At 32.9% G+C, this 23,258-nt stretch carries 17 protein-coding genes; 2 read left to right on the top strand and 15 right to left on the bottom strand.

Annotated features, from left to right (window positions below; translation table 11 throughout):
* Positions 1 to 1,383, top strand: coding sequence for an aldehyde dehydrogenase (locus IMZ30_RS00725; RefSeq protein ID WP_207038659.1), 1,383 nt, complete (start codon positions 1 to 3; stop codon positions 1,381 to 1,383).
* On the opposite strand, the gene IMZ30_RS00730 is transcribed toward IMZ30_RS00725, so the two are convergent.
* The 3 genes from IMZ30_RS00730 to IMZ30_RS00740 are packed head-to-tail and all read right to left on the bottom strand — an operon-like array spanning position 1,366 to position 3,671.
* Entirely contained in the window at positions 1,366 to 2,220 is an 855-nt protein-coding gene (locus IMZ30_RS00730) for a biotin-dependent carboxyltransferase family protein (protein WP_207038660.1), read from the bottom strand. The genes IMZ30_RS00725 and IMZ30_RS00730 overlap by 18 nt on opposite strands.
* Positions 2,210 to 2,956 carry a 5-oxoprolinase subunit PxpB gene (gene pxpB / locus IMZ30_RS00735; protein ID WP_207038661.1) on the bottom strand — a complete coding sequence of 249 codons (747 nt, stop codon included), beginning with the start codon at positions 2,954 to 2,956 and terminating at the stop codon, positions 2,210 to 2,212. Before pxpB ends, IMZ30_RS00730 begins: the two co-directional genes overlap by 11 nt.
* The gene (locus IMZ30_RS00740) at positions 2,940 to 3,671 is read right to left on the bottom strand and encodes a LamB/YcsF family protein (RefSeq protein WP_207038662.1); all 732 of its coding nucleotides are present in this window, start codon (positions 3,669 to 3,671) and stop codon (positions 2,940 to 2,942) included. The genes pxpB and IMZ30_RS00740 overlap by 17 nt, the downstream gene beginning before the upstream one ends.
* A gap of 76 nt (positions 3,672 to 3,747) precedes the next feature.
* Between IMZ30_RS00740 and IMZ30_RS00745 the strand changes: the two genes are divergently transcribed.
* Positions 3,748 to 5,631: a mucoidy inhibitor MuiA family protein gene (locus tag IMZ30_RS00745; protein ID WP_207038663.1), complete on the top strand. Its 1,884-nt coding sequence runs from the start codon at positions 3,748 to 3,750 to the stop codon at positions 5,629 to 5,631.
* 61 nt (positions 5,632 to 5,692) lie between these two features.
* Here IMZ30_RS00745 and IMZ30_RS00750 read toward each other — a convergent pair whose 3' ends face one another.
* The 12 genes from IMZ30_RS00750 to IMZ30_RS00805 all read right to left on the bottom strand — a co-directional run bounded on the left by IMZ30_RS00750 (position 5,693) and on the right by IMZ30_RS00805 (position 23,135).
* A complete protein-coding gene (locus IMZ30_RS00750) occupies positions 5,693 to 7,231 on the bottom strand; it encodes a YifB family Mg chelatase-like AAA ATPase (RefSeq protein WP_207038664.1) in 1,539 nt (512 codons plus the stop codon).
* Positions 7,232 to 7,353: 122 nt separating this feature from the next.
* A complete protein-coding gene (gene pgi, locus IMZ30_RS00755) occupies positions 7,354 to 8,994 on the bottom strand; it encodes a glucose-6-phosphate isomerase (protein ID WP_207038665.1) in 1,641 nt (546 codons plus the stop codon).
* Position 8,995: 1 nt separating this feature from the next.
* Positions 8,996 to 9,859, bottom strand: coding sequence for a BadF/BadG/BcrA/BcrD ATPase family protein (locus IMZ30_RS00760; protein ID WP_207038666.1), 864 nt, complete (start codon positions 9,857 to 9,859; stop codon positions 8,996 to 8,998).
* A 64-nt stretch (positions 9,860 to 9,923) separates the two neighbouring features.
* Positions 9,924 to 10,922 (bottom strand): type I glyceraldehyde-3-phosphate dehydrogenase, encoded by a 999-nt coding sequence (gap, locus tag IMZ30_RS00765; RefSeq protein ID WP_207038667.1) that lies wholly within the window; start codon positions 10,920 to 10,922, stop codon positions 9,924 to 9,926.
* A 31-nt stretch (positions 10,923 to 10,953) separates the two neighbouring features.
* Positions 10,954 to 11,940, bottom strand: coding sequence for a 6-phosphofructokinase (pfkA, locus tag IMZ30_RS00770; RefSeq protein ID WP_207038668.1), 987 nt, complete (start codon positions 11,938 to 11,940; stop codon positions 10,954 to 10,956).
* Positions 11,941 to 12,045: 105 nt separating this feature from the next.
* Positions 12,046 to 13,491 (bottom strand): alpha-amylase family glycosyl hydrolase, encoded by a 1,446-nt coding sequence (locus tag IMZ30_RS00775; RefSeq protein ID WP_207038669.1) that lies wholly within the window; start codon positions 13,489 to 13,491, stop codon positions 12,046 to 12,048.
* A gap of 35 nt (positions 13,492 to 13,526) precedes the next feature.
* A complete protein-coding gene (locus tag IMZ30_RS00780) occupies positions 13,527 to 15,422 on the bottom strand; it encodes a glycoside hydrolase family 13 protein (RefSeq protein WP_207038670.1) in 1,896 nt (631 codons plus the stop codon).
* Between the two features lie 4 nt (positions 15,423 to 15,426).
* Positions 15,427 to 17,535: a glycoside hydrolase family 97 protein gene (locus IMZ30_RS00785; RefSeq protein ID WP_242529674.1), complete on the bottom strand. Its 2,109-nt coding sequence runs from the start codon at positions 17,533 to 17,535 to the stop codon at positions 15,427 to 15,429.
* Positions 17,536 to 17,611: 76 nt separating this feature from the next.
* Positions 17,612 to 19,915 carry a glycoside hydrolase family 65 protein gene (locus tag IMZ30_RS00790; protein WP_207038671.1) on the bottom strand — a complete coding sequence of 768 codons (2,304 nt, stop codon included), beginning with the start codon at positions 19,913 to 19,915 and terminating at the stop codon, positions 17,612 to 17,614.
* Between the two features lie 13 nt (positions 19,916 to 19,928).
* A complete protein-coding gene (gene pgmB, locus IMZ30_RS00795; RefSeq protein WP_207038672.1) occupies positions 19,929 to 20,585 on the bottom strand; it encodes a beta-phosphoglucomutase in 657 nt (218 codons plus the stop codon).
* The gene (locus IMZ30_RS00800; RefSeq protein WP_207038673.1) at positions 20,578 to 21,969 is read right to left on the bottom strand and encodes an MFS transporter; all 1,392 of its coding nucleotides are present in this window, start codon (positions 21,967 to 21,969) and stop codon (positions 20,578 to 20,580) included. The genes pgmB and IMZ30_RS00800 overlap by 8 nt, the downstream gene beginning before the upstream one ends.
* 107 nt (positions 21,970 to 22,076) lie before the next feature.
* Entirely contained in the window at positions 22,077 to 23,135 is a 1,059-nt protein-coding gene (locus IMZ30_RS00805; protein WP_207038674.1) for a LacI family DNA-binding transcriptional regulator, read from the bottom strand.
* Positions 23,136 to 23,258 lie beyond the last annotated feature (123 nt).

Here is a 23,258-nt window from a genome sequence, read left to right on the forward strand (position 1 = left end):
ATGAGAGAAGCAGAACTAATTAATTTATACCAGAGTCAAAAGAGTTATTTCAAAACAAATCAAAACCCTGATTCTAAATCAATTATTTCCCAATTAAAGTATCTAAAAGCTGAAATTAAAGCCAACGAGCAACAAATTATTGAAGCTATTCATGCTGATTTTAAGAAGCCAGAATTTGAAGTTTTAACTACTGAATTGTTCGTGGTTTATAAAGAGCTTAATTTATTTATTAGAAACATCAATTCGTGGCGAAAACCAAAACGAATCAGCTCTGATTGGCTTAACTTTCCTTCAACCGATAAAATTTATCATGTACCTTGGGGCAACTGTTTAATTATCGCTCCATGGAATTATCCATTTCAGCTTGCCATTACACCGCTAATCGGTGCGATTGCTTGTGGCAATACCGTTATTTTAAAACCTTCAGAATATGCACCAAACACAGCTAAAATTTTAAAAAACATTATCGGTAAAGTCTTCGACACTAAACAAGCTGCAGTTGTTGAAGGCGCCGTTGAGACTGCTCAACATTTATTAGATTTAAAATGGGATTATGTGTTTTTTACAGGCAGTGTGCCAGTGGGTAAAATCGTAAGTCAAGCTATCGCAAAATACATGACACCTCATACTTTAGAATTAGGTGGAAAAAACCCATGTATCATCACTAAACATGCTAACTTAAGCATAGCTACAAAACGTATTATTTGGGGTAAATTTATCAATGCTGGGCAAACTTGCATTGCTCCAGATTACATCTTGATCGATCAAACTCTAAAAGCTAAATTTATTGAAGAATTTAAGATGCAAATTGAGAAGTTTTATGGCAAAAATATTCAAAAGTCGACTGATTATTGCCGAATTATTAGCGATAAACATTTTGAACGTTTGAAAAATTTTATTGAAACCGAACAGGTAATTTATGGTGGAGAAACCAATAAAAATAATCGGTTTGTAGCACCAAGCTTGATCGATGCACCTGAATTCGATAGCGATATTATGCAAGAAGAAATTTTCGGGCCACTTTTACCAATATTTACGTTTGAAGATTTAAGCGATATCGAAACTACAATTCATAAAATTGACAAACCGTTAGCACTTTATGCTTTCACAATCAATAAAACCGAACAAAATTATTTAATTAAAAACTTCGATTTTGGTGGTGGTGCCATTAACGATTGTATTGTGCATTTCGTAAATGACAAACTGCCTTTTGGTGGTGTGGGCGCAAGTGGTTTAGGCAATTATCATGGCAAGCACTCATTTAAAACATTTACGAGACAAAAATCTATTGTACATCGTAAAAACTACATCGATATACCAATTAAATATCCGCCATATAACAAAACCAAGTTATTTAAAAAATTTCTAAGTTGGTTCCGCTAAACTAAACTTTAGCTTTTGCCGAGGTCTAGCTTGCGCTAATTGGCAAATTGAATTTTCAGTAAGTTGAAAAATACGTGGGTATCCGCCTGTTGCCTGAGCGTCTCGCATTAAAATAATTAGTTTTCCACCTGAAGTAAACTGAACAGTACCTGGTAAAACAGGAGATGTTAAAATCTCTTCTAATTGGTTATCTAAACGCTCACTTATTTGATATGCCATACGGTTAATTTGGTTAGAAATACTAAATTCAGCATTTAAAAGTTGGTATTGAACAGATTTAGATAATAACTTAAATTCAGGCAACTTAAAACATTTAATATCAACAACTTCTGTTGTCTTAAAATCTAAACGTTGAGCTAAGTTTTCCTTGATTACTTCAGCTGAAGTATTAAAATTAACAACAGAGTTATTATTCAATTTAGCTTGATCAAAAACTTGAGCATAATAACTCGAGCTACCCATTTTTTGTTCAATTTGAAATCCATTTTTTACGGCCAAGTAAGTCCACATCCCTAAATTAATTCGTTTAAGTTGCAACACATCTCCATTAGCAACTTTGTAAATTTCGAAAGTTCGAATCGGTTTACCATTTAAAAGAATATCTGCATCTAAAGCAGCAAAAACGATATAAGTTGACTTAAAAAATTGAAATTTTGCACCTTGACCCATAATTTCAATAACAGGTACTTGCTCAGGATTTCCTAAAATTCGGTTAGCATAAGTACTTAAGCGTGAATCCATTACTCCCGAAATAGGAATACCCATTGTTAATCCCGAATAACGACCTTTGTCTTGTATACTCGCTAATGGGCCAGATTTAATTACCTTAAGACTCATCTACAAATCGATTTTGAAAATTAATATCTTGTTGTAATTCGCTTTTAATTTTATAATACTCTTTTTTATTTATAGGTTTAAAACGAATCGTATCTCCAGCTTTTAAGAAAGTCTTTAGCTGTTTTGCATCAAACAGACACAAAGGCGTTTGACCGATGATTTGCCAGCCTCCAGGCGAATTTACAGGATAAATACCAGTTTGACGACCTGCAATACCAACTGAACCAGCTGATATTTTTGGTCGAGGTTGAGACTTTCGAGGGAAATACAGATCCTTATTTACTTGTGATAAATACGGAAAACCAGGCAGAAATCCTATAAAATGAACACGATAAGTTTGTCCAGAATGCAAGCTTATTAAATCTTGCTTAGATAGCTCTTTTTTTTGTTCGAATTCTTTGGCATCGATTGAAAATTCATCGTCATAACAAGTTGGAATGATAACCGATCTAAAGTTAAAATCAAAAGGCTCATCATTAGTTAAAAGAAGCTGTTTAAGAGCCATTTTTGTACTATAGAAATCATTTATAGTTGAATTATAAATAACTAATAATGAATTATATGTAGAATTTACTTGAAGTATATTATCACTATAAAAATCTAATAATAAAGATCTTTTTTGAAGTAACCAATCTAACGAAAAAAGTTGATGATTTGTATTAAAAATAATTAAAATTGAACATTCATTATACTTAAAAATATCAGAGATTAAAGCCGGTTTATCTTTCAATTTCATAGTCAAATTTTGGTAGCTGTTCATGTAAATACTCAAGGTGATTTAATGTCAATTTTGAATCGCTATGTAAACAAATTGTATTTATAGTTTGCTGTTTAATTTTTCCAGAGGTTGATATTATTTTTGCTTCCGCTAAGCTTAAAGTTTGATGCAAAATTTCTTTTGACGTATGAAGCATTGCATTCGAAAATTTTCTTGGCGTTAGACTAAAGTCATCTGTATAAGTACGATCTGCAAAACCTTCTATCCAATACTTAACCTTATCTGACTTAAAGTTTAGCAGCTCAGATTCTGGTAAAGTAAAAACTACTACTTCCCTATTTAAATCTTCAATAACCTCAAAACATAATTCTGCTAAGTGTTTGTCTTTAGCCAATTGGTTATATAATGCACCGTGAAATTTAATATGATGCCAATCTGCATTTTCATTTTGACATATTCTTTTAAAATTCTTAAGTTGTAAATTAAGCGAATGTGTTAATTCTTTTGGTTTAAGATTCATGAATTTACGACCAAAATTTTCTTTATCTGGAAATGATGGATGTGCTCCTATTTTAACCTGATGTTGTTGCGCTTGTTGAATTGCGTTTTGTATACTGATATCATTACCATAATGACCACCGCATGCTATATTACAACTTGAAATAAGTGGCATGATTTGTGAATCATACTTATAACCTTCAGCTAAATCACAATTAATATTAATGTGTTTCAAATTAGTTTTTGCTGAAATTTAATTATCATTTGTAACATCTTAAAATTATTAACTACATTTCCTAAAAATTTTGTCTATGCGAGTTTTATTTATGATTATCCTAAGTATTTTTAGTGTTTATACCTTTGCTCAACAAACATTAAAGCTTACACCTCAAGTTACTGAAGCAACTGTTTATAGAGCTGGTGCAAAAGTCACAGCCGAGAAAAAAGTTTATTTAAACCGAGGCGAAGCAGTTGTAGTTTTTGAAAATTTATCTCCTAATATAGATAAAAACAGCATACGCATTAAAGGCCTTAATGGTGTAAGCTTAAATTATTTCACTTATGAGACTGATTATTTAAAAAAACAGGATGTTTCTAAGCAATTAGAAAACTTAAAAGAACAACTATCTCAAATCAATCGAAAAATCGCTGTAAAAACAAATCAAATCAATGCATTAAACAAAACACAAGTCTTGTTAGAAAAAAATCAAGAATTAAATACTTCAAATAATGAATTAACAGTTGCTAAGATGAACGCTTATACTGAATATTATCGTAATAAATTAGAAGATATAAGTACAAAAATTTATGACTTACAAGTTAGTGTTAACAAACTTAATACCGAACAAAATTCTCTTCAAAGTGAAATAAAAAAATTAGAAGGTCAACAAACTAATCATCGTGGAAAAATAAGCTTTAACCTTAAAGTCACTAAAGCATCTCAAAAAAACTTCAGCATAGATTATTTTATTTATGATGCTGGATGGTTTCCTACATTCGACCTCACAACAAACTCTATCGAAAGCGATATGAATTTAGCTTACAAAGCGAAAGTTTACCAAGCATCAGGCCGTGATTGGAGTAATATTAAACTCAGCTTATCGACTGCAAATCCTGAGACTGATACACAGATGCCTGAGTTGAGTCCGCTATATGTTAACTATATATCTCGATACAACCAAAACACAACTCAGTCATACAATTTTAGCCACTTAAATTACAATAGAGGCGTTAAAAATGTTAGCGGTATTGTTTTGGATAATGATGGCTTACCATTACCTGGTGTTAATGTTTTAGCTGGTAATAATGGCACTCAAACTGATTTTGATGGCCGTTATAGCATAGATGTGAATGGAGCAAAATCTTTAACTTACAAATATTTAGGCTTCAAAACAGCACGAGTTCCAGTGTATAGCTCAACAATTACCCTAAATTTAATTAATGATTCGTCAGAATTAAGTGAAGTTGTTGTTACAGGATACTCTAAGTCTAATAAAAGAAGTAGCAGCACAGAAATAGTTGAAAATGAAGAAGCTGTTTACGATGAAGAAGTTTCTCAAACACCTATTACTACAAATGAAGGCAATAGTTTTAGCTTTACTTTTCCTAATGAAGTTTCTCTAAAGAGCAGTTTAAATAATTCTAATTTTGACATCAATAACTATCAACTAAACACTGAATACAATTATTACATCGCTTCAGAATATTCGAAAGCCGCTTATTTAATTGCAAAAATAAGCGATTGGCAAGATTTAGATTTAGTAAGCGGTGAGGCCAAAATTTATTTTAATAATTCTTATGTTGGTCAAACTTCAATTGATGTAAACACAACCGATAAAGATTTACTGATTTCTTTAGGCAAAGACGATCAAGTAATCATTAACCGCACTGATGTCAAGCAAGAAAACAAAACCTCTTTTTTTGGTTCGAATAAAATCATCACAAAAACATTTGAAGTTGATATAAAAAACAATAAATCTTCTGCAATTTCGATTTTAGTGGAAGAAAGAACACCGATTTCACGCCAAGAAAACATAAAAGTTGAAGAAGTATCACACAATGCGGATTTCCGTGAAGAAAAAACAGGTTATTTACAATGGAAATTTGAACTTCAACCTAAAGCTAATAAACAGTTGAAGTACTCCTACCAAGTTAAGTATCCGAAAGACAAAAATATTAATATTTCAGCGCAATAAAATTTGTCTTAAATCTAGTATAAAATTAAATCAAAAAGCGTTTTCAATAGCAAAACGCTTTTTATCCTAACCAACCATCACGATCTAGACTTCGGTATTGAATTGCTTCAGAAATATGCGTACCAGTTATTGAATCGCAACCTTCTAAATCAGCAATAGTTCGTGCAACTTTTAAGATGCGATCATAAGCTCGAGCCGATAAGTTTAATCGTTCCATTGCTGTTTTTAACAGCTCTTTTGAAGCTTCATCAAGCTTACAAAACATTTTTATCTGCTTAACACCCATTTGAGCATTATAATGAATATGATTAATTTCTGAGAAGCGTTTAGTTTGAATTTGACGCGCAGCAGTTACGCGTTTTCTAATCTCTACACTAGATTCAGCTTTAGATTGATCGCTTAATTTTTCAAATGGAACAGGAGTCACTTCAATATGAATATCGATGCGATCTAATAATGGTCCACTAATTTTGCTTAAATAGCGTTGCATTTCAGCAGGAGAAGACGTTACAGGCGCATCAGGATCATTAAAATAGCCGCCAGGACTTGGGTTCATACTTGCGACTAACATAAAACTAGACGGATAAGTAACTGTAAATTTTGCCCGAGAAATAGTAACCTCTCTATCTTCTAAAGGCTGTCTCATTACTTCTAGTACGGTTCTTTTAAATTCTGGCAATTCGTCTAAAAACAAAACGCCATTATGTGAAAGTGAAATTTCACCCGGTTGTGGATAAGCACCACCACCAACTAAAGCAACATCTGAAATTGTATGATGTGGACTTCTAAAAGGACGCTCTGCCATTAGGCCTATTTGACCATTTGTACGCCCAACTACAGAATGAATTTTGGTAGTTTCAAGTGCTTCTTGCAATGACATTGGCGGCAAAATACTCGGTAAGCGTTTGGCTAACATTGTTTTGCCTGAGCCAGGCGGACCAATCATGATAATATTATGGCCACCTGCTGCTGCAATTTCCATACAACGTTTAATAGATTCTTGACCTTTTACTTCAGAAAAATCGTATTCAGGTGATAATAAACTATCGTAGAAAACGGCGCGTGTGTCAATAACAGTTGGTTGAAGAGGTTCTTCTTTATCAAAAAAAGAAATAACTTCAGTTATGTTATCTACACCAAAGACCTCTAAACCATCAACAATAGCAGCTTCCTTTGCATTTTGAGCTGGTAATATAAAACCCTTATAGCCTTCTTCTTTAGCTTTTATAGCTATTGGCAAAGCGCCTTTAATTGGCTGCAAACTTCCATCAAGAGACAATTCTCCCATGATGATATAATCATCTATTTTCTCTGATTTAATTTGAGATGAGGCGGCTAATATTCCAAGTGCTAATGACAAATCGTAGGCAGAACCTTCTTTTCTAAGATCAGCCGGTGCCATATTAACAATGATTTTTTTTCCTGGAAATTTATAACCATTGTTTTTTAAAGCAGCCTGAATCCTAAAACTGCTCTCTCTAATAGCATTATCAGGTAAACCTACCAAATGGTAACCTATACCTTTTTCCATGTTAATTTCAATGGTAATTGTAGTCGCCTCAACGCCAAATACAGCGCTTCCAAAAACTTTTATAAGCATAAAATTATAGATTGGTTACGCTAAATATAGTAATAAAATTTAATTATTTACCCTATTGAGTTATACAAAAAGCCTATCAAAAACATTGATAGGCTTCAAGATGATATCTTATAAATAACTATTTATGACTTATATAAGTTTATTAAAGCTTCTGTAGATTGATCGTGTGTTAATGTTGAAGCTTTTGATTTAATTTCTTTTAATATTGAGTTTGCAAGCTGCTTGCCTAACTCAACACCCCATTGATCAAAACTAAAGATATTCCAGATAACACCTTGTACAAAAATTTTATGTTCATACATTGCAATTAAGCTTCCTAAATTGCGTGGTGTTAATTTATTGATTAAAATTGAAGTTGTTGGTCGGTTACCTTCAAATATTTTAAAAGGTAATAAGTGCTGAATTTCTTCTTCACTCATGTTTTTAGATTCTAACTCTTTTCTCACCTCTTCGGCAGATTTACCTTTTAATAAGGCTTCAGTTTGAGCTAAAAAGTTTGCCATTAAAATATCGTGATGCTTTTCGTCTCCAAATAATGAATTTTTGAATCCGATGAAATCAGCTGGTATTAATTTAGTTCCTTGATGCAATAGCTGAAAAAATGCATGTTGTGAATTCGTGCCAGGTTCACCCCAAACAATATTTCCTGTTTGGTAGTTTACTTTTTTGCCATCACGATCAACACCTTTACCATTACTTTCCATAGAAGCTTGTTGCAAATAAGGTGCTAACTTTTGCAAATATTGCGTGTAAGGAATAATCGCTTCACTTTCAGAACCTAAAAAATTATTATACCATATACTAATTAAGGCAGAAATCACGGGTATATTTTCTGAAAAATCAGCACTTCTAAAATGCTGATCCATTTCTTCTGCTCCTTTTAAAAGCGCTTTGAAATTGTTAAAACCTATTGACAATGCAATAGATAAGCCAACTGATGACCATAATGAATAACGACCGCCAACCCAATCATACATAGGGTAAATGTTAGCACTTGCAATTCCAAATTTTTTTACGGCATCTAGGTTTGTAGAAACCGCAACAAAATTATCTTTAATACTTTCTTTGTCAGTGTAGTTTAAAAACCATTTTCTAACCGTATTGGCATTAGTAAGGGTTTCTTGAGTAGTAAACGACTTAGAAACGATTAAAAATAAGGTGGTTTCTGGATTTATTTTTTTTAAGGTTTGATGTACATGATCACCTTCTACATTTGAGATAAAGTGGATTTTTAAACCCTTATTATAAAACTGTAAAGCTTCAGTAACCATATTTGGACCTAAATCTGAACCGCCTATGCCAATATTAACAACATCTGTAAAAGCCTTTCCAGCATAAGATTTTCTTTCACCAGAATGAATTTTATTCACAAAGCTTTCCATTTGCTGTAAAACAGCTTCAACCTTAGGAACTATATTTTCTCCATCAACTACAATCGAAGTCGTTTTTGATTGACGTAACGCTGTATGCAAAACAGCACGATTTTCAGTTCGATTAATTTTATCTCCTGTAAAATAAGCTTCAATAGCATCTTTAAGCTTTGCTTCTTCTGCAAGTTGAAGTAATTCAGATTTAATGTTTGGGGAAATTAAATGTTTAGAATAATCAAATACAAATTCATTGAATTTAATATGAAAATTTTCAAATCGATTGATATCTGATTTAAAATATTCTAAGATAGAATCATTTTCAGCTTTACTTGCCGACTCTTTTAAGGAATCCCAAGCTTTTAATTGATTTGGTGTTAAATTATGTAAGGGCATTTTACTCAGGTTTTATAACGTTATTTTTGTAATGAGCAATAAGTCCGTCTATTGGCCGTCTAATAATATTACCAATATTTAGATGATAACGTTTGGCAACATCGCGAATGATATCTTCAGAGAAAAATGCGATTGACCCGATAAAATGAATTGGAACATTTTGTGCTTGTTTGAAGCACATTACGCGCCGTTCTATAAACTTCTCCATACCTTCATAAATTAATTTATAAAAATAACCATTTCTCTCTTCAGCTGTAAAAATAAATTCAGCAAAAGAAGCTAAATAGGTATTTGGGTTCTCTTCTTTGTAAACATTATATTTAATTACATCAGCATTTAAATCATAACGTTTTTCAAATTCAACCGCTAATTCAATTGGCATGGTTTTGTAGTAGTAATTTCTGATGAGTCTTTTACCAAAATAGTTTCCGCTAGCTTCATCCATTAAAACGTAGCCAAGCGATTCTACTTCCATGTGTACGTGCTTACCATCAAAATAACATGAGTTTGAGCCAGTTCCTAAAATACATACAATTCCAGGTTCATTTGTAGCTGCTAGAGCAGCTGCAGCCATATCTTCATCTACATTTATTTCGTCTGAAGCTTTAAAAAAATCTTTTAGTATTTTGGTGAGATTTTGTTTTGGTGTATTTGTACCACAACCTGCACCAAAAAAATCAACTCGATCTACTTTATTAATGACAGATTTCAATTCGTCATTTTCGTGTAAACGTTCTTTAAGAATATGAGGTTTAAAAACGGCAGGATTTAAGCCTTTAGTTCTTGTGCGAAGAACAACTTCTGCATTTTGATTGAGTAATATCCAATCGCATTTTGTGGAACCTCCATCAGCAATTAAAATCATAATTTTAAGGTATTAAAAAAGCCTATTTGAAAATTCACAAATAGGCTTTAAAGGTAAGCGTTACTTATAATTTTGCAATATGCATTGCTAAATCTACTAATTTGCTTGAATATCCGTACTCATTGTCATACCAAGAAATTATTTTAAAGAAATTATCATTTAATGCGATACCAGCATTGGCATCAAAATTTGAAGTTGCTTTTTCTGATACAAAATCTTGTGACACAACCTCATCATCTACATAATTTAATACGCCTTTAAGTGGACCATCAGCCGCTTTTTTCATCGCAGCTTTAACTTGGTCATAAGATACTGACTTTTCCGTTCTTACTGTTAAATCCACTACTGAAACGTCAGCAGTTGGTACTCGAAAGGCCATACCAGTTAGTTTACCATCAACCTCTTTAATTACCTTACCAACGGCAACAGCTGCGCCAGTACTAGTTGGTATAATATTATTGATGGCGCTACGTCCTAATCTATAGTTCTTACGAGAAGGTGAATCTACGGTAAATTGAGTTGATGTCGCTGCATGAATAGTTGTCATTAAACCTTCAACAATACCAAATTCATCATTCATAACTTTAGCAATAGGTGCCAAGCAGTTAGTTGTACATGAAGCGTTTGAAACTACAGTATCTTGAGCTGTAACATCTTCATGATTAACACCCATAACAAACATAGGAGCTGTTTTAGAAGGTGCTGAAATCACCACTTTTTTTGCGCCTGCTTCTAGGTGTGCAGAAGCATTATCTTTTTCTTTAAAAATTCCTGTACAATCAAGAATAATATCTGCTTTAACAGCGTCCCACTTTAAATCAGCTGGGTTTTTCTCGGCTGTAACACGAATCGTTTTACCGTCAACTAATAAATGACCGTCTTTAACTTCAACAGATTTATTAAATTTACCATGAACTGAATCGTATTTTAGCATGTAGGCTAAATGATCAACATCAAGCAAATCATTAATCCCTACTATTTCAATGTTTTCATTTTCGGAAGCAATTCTGAACGCAAGGCGGCCAATTCTTCCAAATCCGTTAATTCCAATTTTTGTTTTCATAAATTAAAAATTTTGTGCCTGATTACTCAATCTAGGTTGAGACTATATCGGCAACTCTTATTAAATCGTTATCAATTGTTTTTTTGCCGTTGATGGCTATTTCAAAAGGTACGTGTACTATTTTTTTATGGCTTACTCCTACCATAATGTTACTTTTGCTATCTATTAAAGCATCTACAGCTGCAACACCAAGTCGGCTTGCTAGAACCCTATCATAACAACTTGGTGAACCACCACGTTGAATGTGTCCTAAAACAGTAACTTTAACCTCGTATTCTGGTAAGTTGTTTTGTATAAAGCCTGCTAGTTTAGTAATATTTTTACCGATTTGGTCGCCTTCAGCAACAACAACAATACTCGAGGTTTTACCTGAAGTTCTACTTTTTCTTAAAGATTCTAAAAGACGGTCTGTACCAAGATCTTCTTCGGGTATTAAAATCTCTTCTGCGCCAGCTCCTACGCCACTATTTAAAGCAATATCACCAGCATCACGCCCCATAACTTCAACTAAAAACAAGCGATCGTGAGAGCTTGCAGTGTCTCTTATTTTATCAATAGCCTCAACAACAGTATTTAGAGCTGTATCATAACCAATTGTAAAATCAGTACCATTAATATCATTATCAATAGTTCCTGGTATACCAATTACTGGCATATCAAATTCATTACTAAATATTGAAGCACCTGTAAAAGTTCCATCTCCGCCAATAACCACTAAAGCATCTACATCTCTATTTTTTAAATTTTGATAGGCTTTTTTACGTCCTTCAGCTTCTCTAAAATCTTTTGAACGAGCTGACTTTAAAAAAGTACCTCCGCGATTAATAATATTTTTAACAGAACGCGCATCAAGGTCTATAAAGTCATTTTCTATTAATCCTTGAAAGCCTCGGTATACACCGACACATTTTAGGTTTTGATAAGTTGTATTACGCACTACTGCTCTAATGGCAGCATTCATTCCAGGTGAATCTCCACCTGAAGTTAATACGGCAATTTTGTTAAGTTTTGTATTCATTATTTCAAATTTAACTTAAATAAATTTTCTAACCTAACCATAGACTCTTCTAAAACGTTTGCGGTTGATAACTATTTAATATTTAACTAATAAAAGCTTAATTTTTTAAGGTTTTAATAAAATTCGATATTCCCATGGCTCAAAATCTTGCAAATCCTCAGAATTTAATGAAATAATTTTATCTGTCATCGCATTTTTATATTCGCCATTAATTTCAACTGAAAATGATTTTGGCTCATCACTCATATTGGCTATAAAAATTAATTCAGAATTATGCTTAAATCGCTTAAAAGCTAAAATGCTTTTATTTTTAGATGTTTTAATTCGCTGATAGTTAGCTGCTTCTTTTGCACCATCTAGGGCGTCTATGGTGTTTTTTAGTTTTCCTAATTTTTCTAAAACTGGCCAAACTTTTGCTTTGACTTTTGGTATGCTATCTTTTTCAAAAAACTTTAGACGCTTGTTCATGTCATATTCCTGACCGCTGTAAATTAACGGCATACCTGGTAAGGTATATGAAAAAGCTAACATAGTTTCTGAGGCATTTCCAAGGCGTTCTTTTACTGTTCCATTCCATGAATTTTCATCGTGGTTGGTTATGAAGTTCATCAAATAGTCATCTTTTTGGTAAGTCGTGTCAATTTTTTTCATGTAGTTATCCCAATCGCTAACGTTCATTTTACCTTGGGCTATTTCATTCATAATATGATGTCCTTCCCAATTGTAACCCATATCAAAAGCTTCATAAAACAGATCTTTATCCTCACTTTCGGCTAACATAAAAACAGGTTTAATGGCTTTAAGTTTTGGTACAATTTGGTTCCAATAATCAGTAGGCACATTTCCTGCCACATCACATCTAAAACCGTCTATATTATGTTCTTTTACCCAATATAACATTTCAGCATTCATAGCTTTCCATAATTCTTTATTTTCATAGTTTAGGTGAGCAACGTCAGTCCAACCCCAAGATTCGCCTGTGTCAGGATTAATAGGGTCTGTAACATTACCATCTTTGTCTTTATGATAATATTCTGGGTGTTGCTCAATCCATTCATGATCCCAACCTGTATGATTAGCTACCCAATCTAAAATAACATACATACCGTTTTCGTGAGCTGTATTAACTAACTCATCAAAATCTTTTTTTGTGCCATAATTTGAATTTACAGCGGTATAATCTGAAATTGCATAGTAGCTGCCTAAATATTTCTTTTTTTCTTCTGGATCTTTTATATCTTCGATCGAAAGGTCTCCTGTTGCCTTTCGGTTTTTCATAGAAATTGGGTAAACCGGCATTAACCAAATTACTTTTACGCCAAGTTGCTTTAATTGTGGGATGTCTTTCGTAAAAGCATCAAAAGTACCTTCTGGTGAATATTGACGAATATTAGCTTCATAAATAACCGAATTTGCCAAAACTTCATTTGAAACAGGCTGAATAATTGATTTTTTTTCTTGGTTTTGATTATCTTGTTTAGGAGCTTCATTACAGGCTAAAAACAAAACTGAACAACAAACAAGAAGACTTAAAAACTTTATATTTTTCATATTGATTTATTTTTTGAGTTTAATTTTAAAAAGTGTTATTCTTTAGTTGTGAACATTGAGAATCCTGGTTTCAGTTGAAGTTGTTTCGTCCAATTAAAACTTGTATTTTCAAGAACATCTTGAAACTGAAATCCATTTACATTTAATTCTTCAAATTTTGACAGGTCTAATGAACGAGACTCTTCATTAGTATTTAGAAATACAGCAACAACTTCGTTTTGATGGATTCTAAAAATAGGATAAATACCATCAAAGGGAGCAAAATGAACCATTTTGCCTTCTAAAATAGCTTCTGAAGTTTTTCTAAAATTCAAAATTGTTTTTAAAAAGCGTTGAAAGTCTAACTGGTTGTCTGATAAGTTTTTTCGTGTAAAGGCATTTTGAAAATCTCCTTTCCAACCACCTGGAAAATCAGTTCTTATAAGTCCATGATCACCTGGCTTATCTGAATTTTCCATCAAAATTTCAGTACCATAATAAATTTGTGGTGTTCTTGGCAAACTTAAAATTAAGCCTACGGCCATTTTGGTTTTATCAATATCTTGATTTAGCTGTGTAAAGATCCGATCCATATCATGGTTATCTGGAAAAATCATAACATCTTTTGGTCTTGGATAGTAAAAATCATTAGCTAAAGTCTCATAAATTTTCACAAGTCCATTTCCCCAACCATCATTACCTTCATTTAAAGCTTGAACAATTTTCATTTGCATTGGAAAATCCATAACAGACCGCAAATTAGAGTTATAGCCATCGTTATTATTTTGTCCTTGCTGCCAATACCCAACAACTAATTGGTCTGTAGACCATTCTTCACCAACGATATTGAAATTAGGATATTCTGTCATGATTGCTCCTGCCCAATTAGACATGAATTCTTTATTGGGATAAGGATAAGTATCTTGCCTAATTCCATGAAGTTGAAGTGTTTCTACCCACCAAATGCTATTTTGAATAATATACTTTGCTAGAAAAGGATTTTTTTGATTTAAATCTGGCATAGAAGGCACAAACCAACCTTCATGCATAATTTTAGAATCTAAATTAGAAGCATAAGGATCTTGGTTAGTTGTTCTTCGGTGATTTGAAGTTGGTAATTCTTTTTTTGATTGGTAAACATCTTGAAAATTTAACCAATCTTCAAAAGGTAAATCATGCATCCACCAATGTTCGCTACCGCAATGGTTGGCAACCATATCCATTATTAAGCCTATCCCTTTTTTTGAAGCCTTTTGTGATAATTCTTTGTAAAGTTTTAAGCTACCAAATCTAGGATCAACTTCATAAAAATCTGTAATCGCGTAACCATGATAAGATGAAGACTCCATATCATTTGTAAGTAAAGGACTTGACCAAATACTTGTAAAACCCATATCAGAAATATAATCAAGGTGATTAATAATTCCCTGAATATCACCACCATGACGAGCATAATTATTATCTCGATTAACAACTGTTTCACGCATATCATTAACAACGTCGTTCTTGGTGTTTCCATTAGCAAAACGATCAGGTGTAATTAAGTAGATAGCATCAGTATGGTTAAATCCTACAAAGTCTTCAGCTGGTTTCTCTCTAGATTGTAATTCGAAGTCAAAAACTAAATTTTTAGTGCCCTTTTTAATAAATTGAATTTCAATAGAGCCAGGACTTGCATTTTCTGAAATTAAAAGATCAATAAATAGATAATTAGGACTATCTGCAGTGTAAATCTTTGTTATTTCAACCCCATCGTAATTTAACTTAGGCTCATAAGTTGAAATTTCTTCAGCATGAACTAATAGTTGAATGTTATTCATTTTCATACCAATCCACCAGTTTGGTGGTTCTACCCGTAAGTTTTGAGCTTTTAATTGAAACGAAAACAAACTAAAAGCAAAAAAACAACAAAAGCTAAATTTCAAAAATGCTAAGCGCGTTTTATATTCCATAATTTTATTTTTCAATAATACTTATTGCAAAACCACCGCCTGAAGCTGATTTCAATTTCAAGGTAGATTTGCTATTTACTTCTTTAGTGAAAATCTTATAAGCCTGAGGATTCGTTTTATAATGGGCATTTTTTGCATCAGTATAAATTTTGGCTTCATAAGTTTTACCGTCTTCTAAAAAATCTAGTTTTAAGCTTGTTTTTCTTGGATTTATGCCATTAACATTACCAACAAACCAGCTCGAAGTGTTTTTAGCTTTTCTAGCAACAGTAATGTATTCACCTGGTTCAGCTTCAATATAATGACTTTCTTCCCAATCTACAGGAACGTCTTTAATAAACTGAAAGGCATCCATAAAGCGTTTGTAATTTTCAGGTAAATCAGCTGCCATCTGTAATGGACTATACATGGTAACATACAAAGCTAACTGATTGGCAATGGTAGAATTAACATGTGAGTTATTGTTAGGATTTAGCTTACTAATATCCATTTCGAAAATACCTGGTGTATAATCCATTGGTCCGCCAATTAATCGGGTAAAAGGCAGTATAGTAACATGGTTTGGTTTAGAACCGCCAAAGGCCTGAAACTCTGTACCTCTAGCCGATTCATTGCCAATTAAATTTGGATAGGTTCTTCTAAGTCCTGTTGGCCTGACTGCTTCATGAGCATTAACCATAATCTTATAGTCGGCAGCTTTTTTTACGGCATATAAGTAATGATTAATCGCCCATTGACCATAATGATGCTCACCTCGTGGAATAATGTCTCCAACATAACCACTTTTCACAGAGGTATAACCATATTTATTCATGAATTGATAAGCTGTGTCTAAGTGACGCTCATAGTTTCTAATCGCTCCAGATGTTTCATGATGCATCATCATCTTTATATTTTTTGAAGCCGCGTAGTTCTGAATTTCAACGACATCAAAATCTGGATAAGGTGTAACAAAATCAAAGACATAGTCTTTTGAGTGTCCAAACCAGTCTTCCCAACCTTCATTCCAACCTTCAACTAGTAAAGCATCAAAACCATGTTTAGATGCAAAGTCTATATATTCTTTTACATGCGCTGTGTTTGCTGCGTGTGTTCCATTTGGTTTGGCTTTTGTGTAATCGGTTTCACCTAACTTAACCGAAGGTAAATCATCAGTGTAATTCCAACTGCTTTTACCGGTAATCATTTCCCACCAAACACCCATATATTTTATAGGTTTTATCCAAGAGGTGTCATCAATCTTGTTGGGCTCATTTAAATTTAAACTCATGTTTGAAGCTAAGATATCAGTAGCATCATCACTTACCATAATGGTTCTCCAAGGAGAAACAGCAGGCGCTTGTAAATAAGCTTTATTACCTATTGCATCTGGCGTTAACCAGGATTTAAAGGTTAATGTAGATTCATCTAAATTTAAATTCATTAATGAATATTCTTTCAGAGCTGCTTCATGTAAATTAATGTAAAGCCCATTAGAAGTTTTCATCATCAGCGAGGTTTGAACACCAGTTTTAGAAAATTGCTCTTGAGATGCATTTCCAGTTAAAGCTTCATCAAATAATTCATTAATTTCTGAAAGTTTTGATGTGGTATAATCATATTCTTGCGTATCATAATCACCTGGAATCCAAAAAGCAGTGTGATCATCTGTCATTGCAAATTCAGTATGCTCTTCTTTAATAACAAAATAGGTCAATTTTTCTTGCTTTGGGAATTCATAGCGAAAACCTAAACCTTCATTAAACAGTCTAAAACGAATAATGATGTACCTATCTTTAGAATTTTGCATTAAAGTAACAGCCATTTCATTGTAATGATTTCTAATACTAGATTGTTCGCCCCAAACTGGCGACCAGGTTTCATCGAAAGTAGATGTCGAAATATCAGTTATTTCAAAAGCGTTTAATAGTGATGTATCATCATTGACTAATTCTAACCCAAGCTTACTTTCGGCAATAACAGTTTTGCCTTTGTAATCTAAGGTGTAAGTTGGTGTTCCATCTTTTTTAAGCTCAAACTTCAATTGAAGTTCGGTATCGGGTGAAGACAAGTTTTGCGCATGTATATTAACAGAAGTTATCAGGATTAAAAAACTTATAAAAATTGTTTCCAATGTTGTATGATTTTAAAAATTATTCGACTTCAGAAGTTTTATTAAATTGATTTTATAAGATGAAGTTTATAAAAAATTAAGCACTTACAGTTTCAGATTGAATAGTTCTAGATTTACCATTAACCACAACTTGTAGTTGTTCTGATCCTTTTAATTTAAAATCTACATCAGATTTTGAAACTGTAACCGTTAAAATCTGATTTCTAAAATTCACTTTGAATGAATAAGAATCCCATTGAGATGGAATTTTAGGTGCAAAATGAAGCAGATTATTTTTAACGCGCATTCCGCCAAAACCTTCAACAATGCTCATCCAAGTTCCGGCCATAGATGTAATATGGCAACCTTCTTCTACCTCTTTATTATAGTCGTCAAGATCTAAACGTGAAGTTCTTAAGTAAAACTGATAAGCTTGATCCATGCGGTTTAATAAAGCAGCTTGAATGCTATGAACGCACGGAGATAAAGAAGACTCATGAACTGTAAATGGTTCATAAAAATCAAAGTGGCGCTCAAGTTCTTTAGTTGAAAAGTGATCCTCAAAAAAGTAAAATCCTTGAAGCGTATCGGCTTGTTTAATATAAGGCGAACGTAAAATCCTATCCCAAGACCAATGTTGATTAATTGGTCTCAGCTTTGGATCTAAATCACTTACCTTAATCATTTCTTTATCTAAAAACCCATCTTGCTGTAAGTAGACTTGATGTTCTTCAGAAAATGGAAAATACATTTTATCTGAAACCGATTTCATTTGAGTTAACTCAACTTCAGTTAATTTCGTTTTATGTAAAATTCTTGAAAATTCTTCAGGATAATTTTCTTTTAAAATTTCGAAATTTTCTAACATATAATCGATACACCATTTTGCCATATAATTAGTATAAAAATTATTATTAACATTATTTTCATACTCATTAGGTCCCGTAACACCTAGTATAACATATTGGTTTTTTTGTTGAGAAAAAGTGGCTCTTTGTTGCCAAAAACGAGCAATAGCAATTAAAACTTCCATTCCCATATCAACTATGTAAGAATAGTCGTTTGTAAAACGGTAGTAATTAAATATCGCAAACGCAATAGCGCCATTTCTGTGGATTTCTTCAAACGTAATCTCCCATTCATTGTGTGATTCTTCGCCATTCATGGTGACCATAGGATAAAGGGCAGCTCCATTTTCAAAACCTAACTTTTCTGCATTTTCTATAGCTTTATCTAAGTGCTTATAACGGTATTTTAACAAATTTTTTGCTACCTCTTGATTTTTAGTAGCCATGTAGAAAGGTAAGCAGTAGGCTTCTGTATCCCAGTAGGTACTACCGCCATATTTTTCGCCTGTAAAACCTTTAGGACCAATATTTAAGCGATGATCAGTTCCTGTGTAAGTTTGGTTAAGTTGAAAAATGTTAAATCTAATACCTTGCTGTGCTTTTACGTCTCCATCAATACTTATATCACTCATCTCCCAAATTGAAGACCAAGTTTCTTTTTGTTCTTGCAACAGCTGAAGGTAGCCAAGTTGGCTTGCGGTTTGTAGAGCTTGCTTGGCAGCAATAACCAACTGATCTTCAGCGTGATTTAAAGATGTTGTATATCCAGCAAATTTTTGTAGAGTAAAACAATCCTTAGCGTTAACCTTGGTTGTGTATTTTAAAGCAACTTTAGCATCAGTTTTAAATACTTCTGGAGAAAGTTCTATTTGTTCTTGATTAATCAATAAACGAGATTCCATAAATGTACACACCTGATAATTGGTTTTCATGGTGTGAGACCTTATAAAGGCTTGATGATTTTCGGTTTGACTACCTAATATATTCCAAAATTTATCGTCCCAATTAGAATCTTGGTTTGTGATTCCTGCATCAATATAAGGTGCATAAGAAATCTTGGCGGAAGCGTTTAGAGGAGTAATGTTATAATTAATAACGCCAACTTCATTATGAGATAAACTAAGAAAACGTGTAGCTTCAACTTTAATTTGAATGTCATTAGGAAGCGTGGCAATAAAGCTTCGTTTATGCCAGCCTTCTTTCATATTAAGTTCACGCTTATAGTCTTTAACTTCTTTACAAGTATTAAGATCAAATATTTCACCTTCAATAGTGATATGGATTCCTATAAAATTAGGCGCATTTAAAACCTTAGCAAAATATTCGGGATAGCCATTTTTCCACCAGCCAACACGTGTTTTATCTGGATAATAAATGCCACCTATGTAGCTCCCTTGAAAACTTGGGCCTGAGTAATCTTCTTCAAAATTAGCGCGTTGCCCCATAGCACCATTTCCTAAACTGAAAAGGCTTTCGGAAGACTTTACATTGGCTTTATCGAATCCGTTTTCAATAATAGACCACTCGTTTGGTGTGATATAATCTTGGTTCATTGTTTCTTTTATTTTATTGATTTAGGAGTTTTTCTAAAAAATTTTGACTGATTTCGGTGAAATCTGAAAATACATAATTGGCCTCGCCTAAAACAGGAGTTTTACCAATACCAACACTTAACATCTCGGCTGCATTTGCAGCCTGAACACCTGCTACTGAATCTTCAAATACAATACAGTTTTGAGGTTTACTGTTTAATTGTTTAGCTGCTGTTACAAAAACCTGTGGATCTGGCTTAGCTTTGGTTACGACAGTACCATCAACAATTGCATCGAAATAATGGGTTAAGTTAACCTGTTTTAAAATTCGCTTGGCATTTTTACTGGCTGATCCTAGAGCAATTGGAGTTCCTTTTGATTTTAAAAAATCTAAGGTCGGCTTAACTTCTGGCAAGATATCATCTTCAGTCATTTGATCAACAAAAGTTAGATACTCTGTGTTTTTTTGATGCATAAGTCTATCAAACTCATCTTGAGATAATTTTTTGTTACCCCATTGAAGTATTTTTTCAAGCGATTTAATTCGGCTTACGCCTTTAAGTTGTTCATTTTCTTGTTCAGTAAAATTTATATCGATAGAATTAGCAAGATTTTTCCAGGCAAGAAAATGAAACTTGGCAGTATCTACAATTACGCCATCGAGATCGAATATAATTGATGTTTTAGCCATGATTAGAATTTTGTTTTTTAGTTTGAATATCGTCTACATCTTTAACTTTTACAACTAGAAAGGCTGCTATTATCATACTTAAACCTGATAACATTAATGCAAATATTGCTTGATTTCCATAGGCGTATTTAACTAATGGTCCGCCAATAATTCCATTTAAAATTTGAGGTAAGACAATAAAAAAATTGAAAATACCCATGTAGACACCCATTTTTTTTGGATTTATAGCACCTGCAAGAATAGCATACGGCATGGATAAAATACTTGCCCAAGCAATACCTATTCCTATCATAGGTAAAATGAGCCAATTTTGATTGGGCATGACATAAATTGAAATGAAACTTAAACCGCCAATTAATAAAGCATAAAAATGTGTTTTTTTTCTACCGATTTTTTTCGCGATTTTTGGTAGATAAATAGCTACTGGAATTGATACTAGATTATAAACACCAAACAATATTCCAACCCAATCGCCAGCTTCATTAAATAATTCACTAGAAGAATCTGTGTGAGGAAGTCCATAAAAATGTTGTGCTAGTGCTGGTGTCGAAAACACCCACATTCCAAATAAAGCAAACCAGGAAAAAAATTGTACCCAGCTTAACTGCTTCATAGTAGGTGGCATTTTTACAAAATCGACAAAAATATCGCTAAGTTTTGCCTTCTCACTTTCAGCAAGACTTTTTTCAGGGTTTTGTTCATTTAATTTATTTTCAGCTTGTGTAATAAGTTTAAGTTCTTCAGGAGAGTATTCTTTTGTTTTAGTAATTGTTACTAAAATTGAAACTAATAGTACAACAGCACCAATGATAAATGACCATATAAGATTTACAGGAACATTACCTTCAATGGCACGATTGCTTAGGCCAAAATACTCTGATAACACGTATGGCAACCAAGACCCAATCACGGCTCCAATACCTATTAAGATTGTTTGCACTGAAAAGCCTAATGTTCGCTGCTCTTTATCAAGAACATCAGCTACTAGAGCTCTAAACGGTTCCATTGAAATGTTAAACGAGATATCCATAATCATTAACATTCCTGTACCAACCCATAAAGCAGGTAAAAAAGCGATAAATAAATCTGCTTGCGGTAGAAGAATTAAACCAATTGAAGCTAAAATAGCGCCTATTAAGAAGTATGGTTTTCTTCTTCCTAATTTTGTCCAAGTGTTATCACTATAATGCCCAACTAAAGGTTGAACTATTAAGCCAGTTATTGGCGCGATAAGCCAAAACCATGATAATTGATGAACTTCAGCACCAAAGGTTTGTAGAATTCTGCTTGCAAAACCATTTTGCAGTGCGAAGCCCATTTGAATACCTAAAAAGCCAAAGCTAAGGTAAATGATTTCTAAAGTAGAAAGCTTGCGTTTTTGCATACCGTTTTATTTGAATTAAAACGATAAGTCAAGAATTAATTTCAAAACTTATCTTAAATAGGAAGTAAAAGTATAAGTTTTGATTATCGTTGCAAATATACTAAAAATTATAACTCATCTCTATTTAAAGTTGTTTCTCTTTCTATGATATCTGTCTCAACAACAACCGTTTTATAATTTTCATCTTCAGATTCATCGGTGCTTTCGAGCCTATTAATGAGGAGTTTTGCGGCTTGACTACCCATGGCTTTACCATGTTGACTAACCGTTGATAATGGTGGAAATGCGTGTTTTGAAAGCACACCATCTGTAAAACCTATAAATTGAATATCTTGCGGGATAGAAAAACCTAATTCTCTTGCAGCCTTCATTGCAGTTATGGCATAGAGTTCATTAACAGCGAAAATAGCGTCAATTTCATTACGTTTCAAATAATCTTTTATTTGAGACTCTAAGTGTAAGAGTTCATCTTGATGTTTGTTGTTATCTTCAATCTTAAGAATAAGACTTTCATTTAAATCTATATCGTTAAACTTTAAAGCCTCAACATAACCTTTGGTTCTTAGTCTACCTACACTTACATAATCTTCAGTAGTAATAATACCTACTTTCTTAGCGCCAGAATCTATTAATTTTTGAACCGCTTTTCGTGAAGTGGCTATGTCATCTACCACTATTTTATCGCAAATAATCTCATCTAAAACACGATCGAACATAACTATAGGTATACCTTGATCAATAGTCTCAAATAAATGATGATAATCTTTTAAAGCTAGTGTTTCTTTAGCAATAGAAATAATAAATCCATCGATACTTCCATTGGCAAGCATTTCAAGATTTATAACCTCTTTATCAAAAGACTCGTTAGATAGACCTACAATAACATTGTAACCATGAGAGTTTGCATACTCTTCAATACCTGATATGACCGTTGTAAAAAAATGATGAACAATCTCAGGAATAATAACACCGAGCGTTTTTGTTTTTTTATTTTTTAAACTTAGAGCAATATTGTTGGGTTTATAATTGTAGAGTTTCGCAAAGGCTCGAACTTTTTCTTTGGTTTCATCACTAATCTCTTTGCTATCCCGAAGTGCCTTAGAAACTGTCGATACAGAAACATCTAGTTCTTTAGCTATAATTTTTAGAGTAGGCTTTTGTCTCATTTTTTGCGAAATCTAGAATTATTTCCTAAAAATACTAACTAATTCGAAAAAAAGTGTGATAAAATAAAATATCTAGAAAAGTTTTCAACACGAAAACGTTATCGTAGATTTATTGAGTTTGAG

Source organism: Psychroflexus sp. ALD_RP9, from assembly GCF_017311165.1.
In the GTDB taxonomy this organism is placed as follows: Bacteria; Bacteroidota; Bacteroidia; order Flavobacteriales; family Flavobacteriaceae; genus Psychroflexus.

What these genes read in the sequence shown, in the direction of transcription:
- IMZ30_RS00780 (WP_207038670.1), bottom strand. Translation starts at nt 15,422, where the DNA reads ATGGAATATAAAACGCGCTTAGCATTTTTGAAATTTAGCTTTTGTTGT.
- IMZ30_RS00750 (WP_207038664.1), bottom strand. Translation starts at nt 7,231, where the DNA reads ATGCTTATAAAAGTTTTTGGAAGCGCTGTATTTGGCGTTGAGGCGACT.
- IMZ30_RS00790 (WP_207038671.1), bottom strand. Translation starts at nt 19,915, where the DNA reads ATGAACCAAGATTATATCACACCAAACGAGTGGTCTATTATTGAAAAC.
- pfkA (WP_207038668.1), bottom strand. Translation starts at nt 11,940, where the DNA reads ATGAATACAAAACTTAACAAAATTGCCGTATTAACTTCAGGTGGAGAT.
- pxpB (WP_207038661.1), bottom strand. Translation starts at nt 2,956, where the DNA reads ATGAAATTGAAAGATAAACCGGCTTTAATCTCTGATATTTTTAAGTAT.
- IMZ30_RS00800 (WP_207038673.1), bottom strand. Translation starts at nt 21,969, where the DNA reads ATGCAAAAACGCAAGCTTTCTACTTTAGAAATCATTTACCTTAGCTTT.
- IMZ30_RS00745 (WP_207038663.1), top strand. Translation starts at nt 3,748, where the DNA reads ATGCGAGTTTTATTTATGATTATCCTAAGTATTTTTAGTGTTTATACC.
- IMZ30_RS00725 (WP_207038659.1), top strand. Translation starts at nt 1, where the DNA reads ATGAGAGAAGCAGAACTAATTAATTTATACCAGAGTCAAAAGAGTTAT.
- pgi (WP_207038665.1), bottom strand. Translation starts at nt 8,994, where the DNA reads ATGCCCTTACATAATTTAACACCAAATCAATTAAAAGCTTGGGATTCC.
- IMZ30_RS00775 (WP_207038669.1), bottom strand. Translation starts at nt 13,491, where the DNA reads ATGAAAAATATAAAGTTTTTAAGTCTTCTTGTTTGTTGTTCAGTTTTG.
- pgmB (WP_207038672.1), bottom strand. Translation starts at nt 20,585, where the DNA reads ATGGCTAAAACATCAATTATATTCGATCTCGATGGCGTAATTGTAGAT.
- IMZ30_RS00760 (WP_207038666.1), bottom strand. Translation starts at nt 9,859, where the DNA reads ATGATTTTAATTGCTGATGGAGGTTCCACAAAATGCGATTGGATATTA.
- IMZ30_RS00730 (WP_207038660.1), bottom strand. Translation starts at nt 2,220, where the DNA reads ATGAGTCTTAAGGTAATTAAATCTGGCCCATTAGCGAGTATACAAGAC.
- gap (WP_207038667.1), bottom strand. Translation starts at nt 10,922, where the DNA reads ATGAAAACAAAAATTGGAATTAACGGATTTGGAAGAATTGGCCGCCTT.
- IMZ30_RS00805 (WP_207038674.1), bottom strand. Translation starts at nt 23,135, where the DNA reads ATGAGACAAAAGCCTACTCTAAAAATTATAGCTAAAGAACTAGATGTT.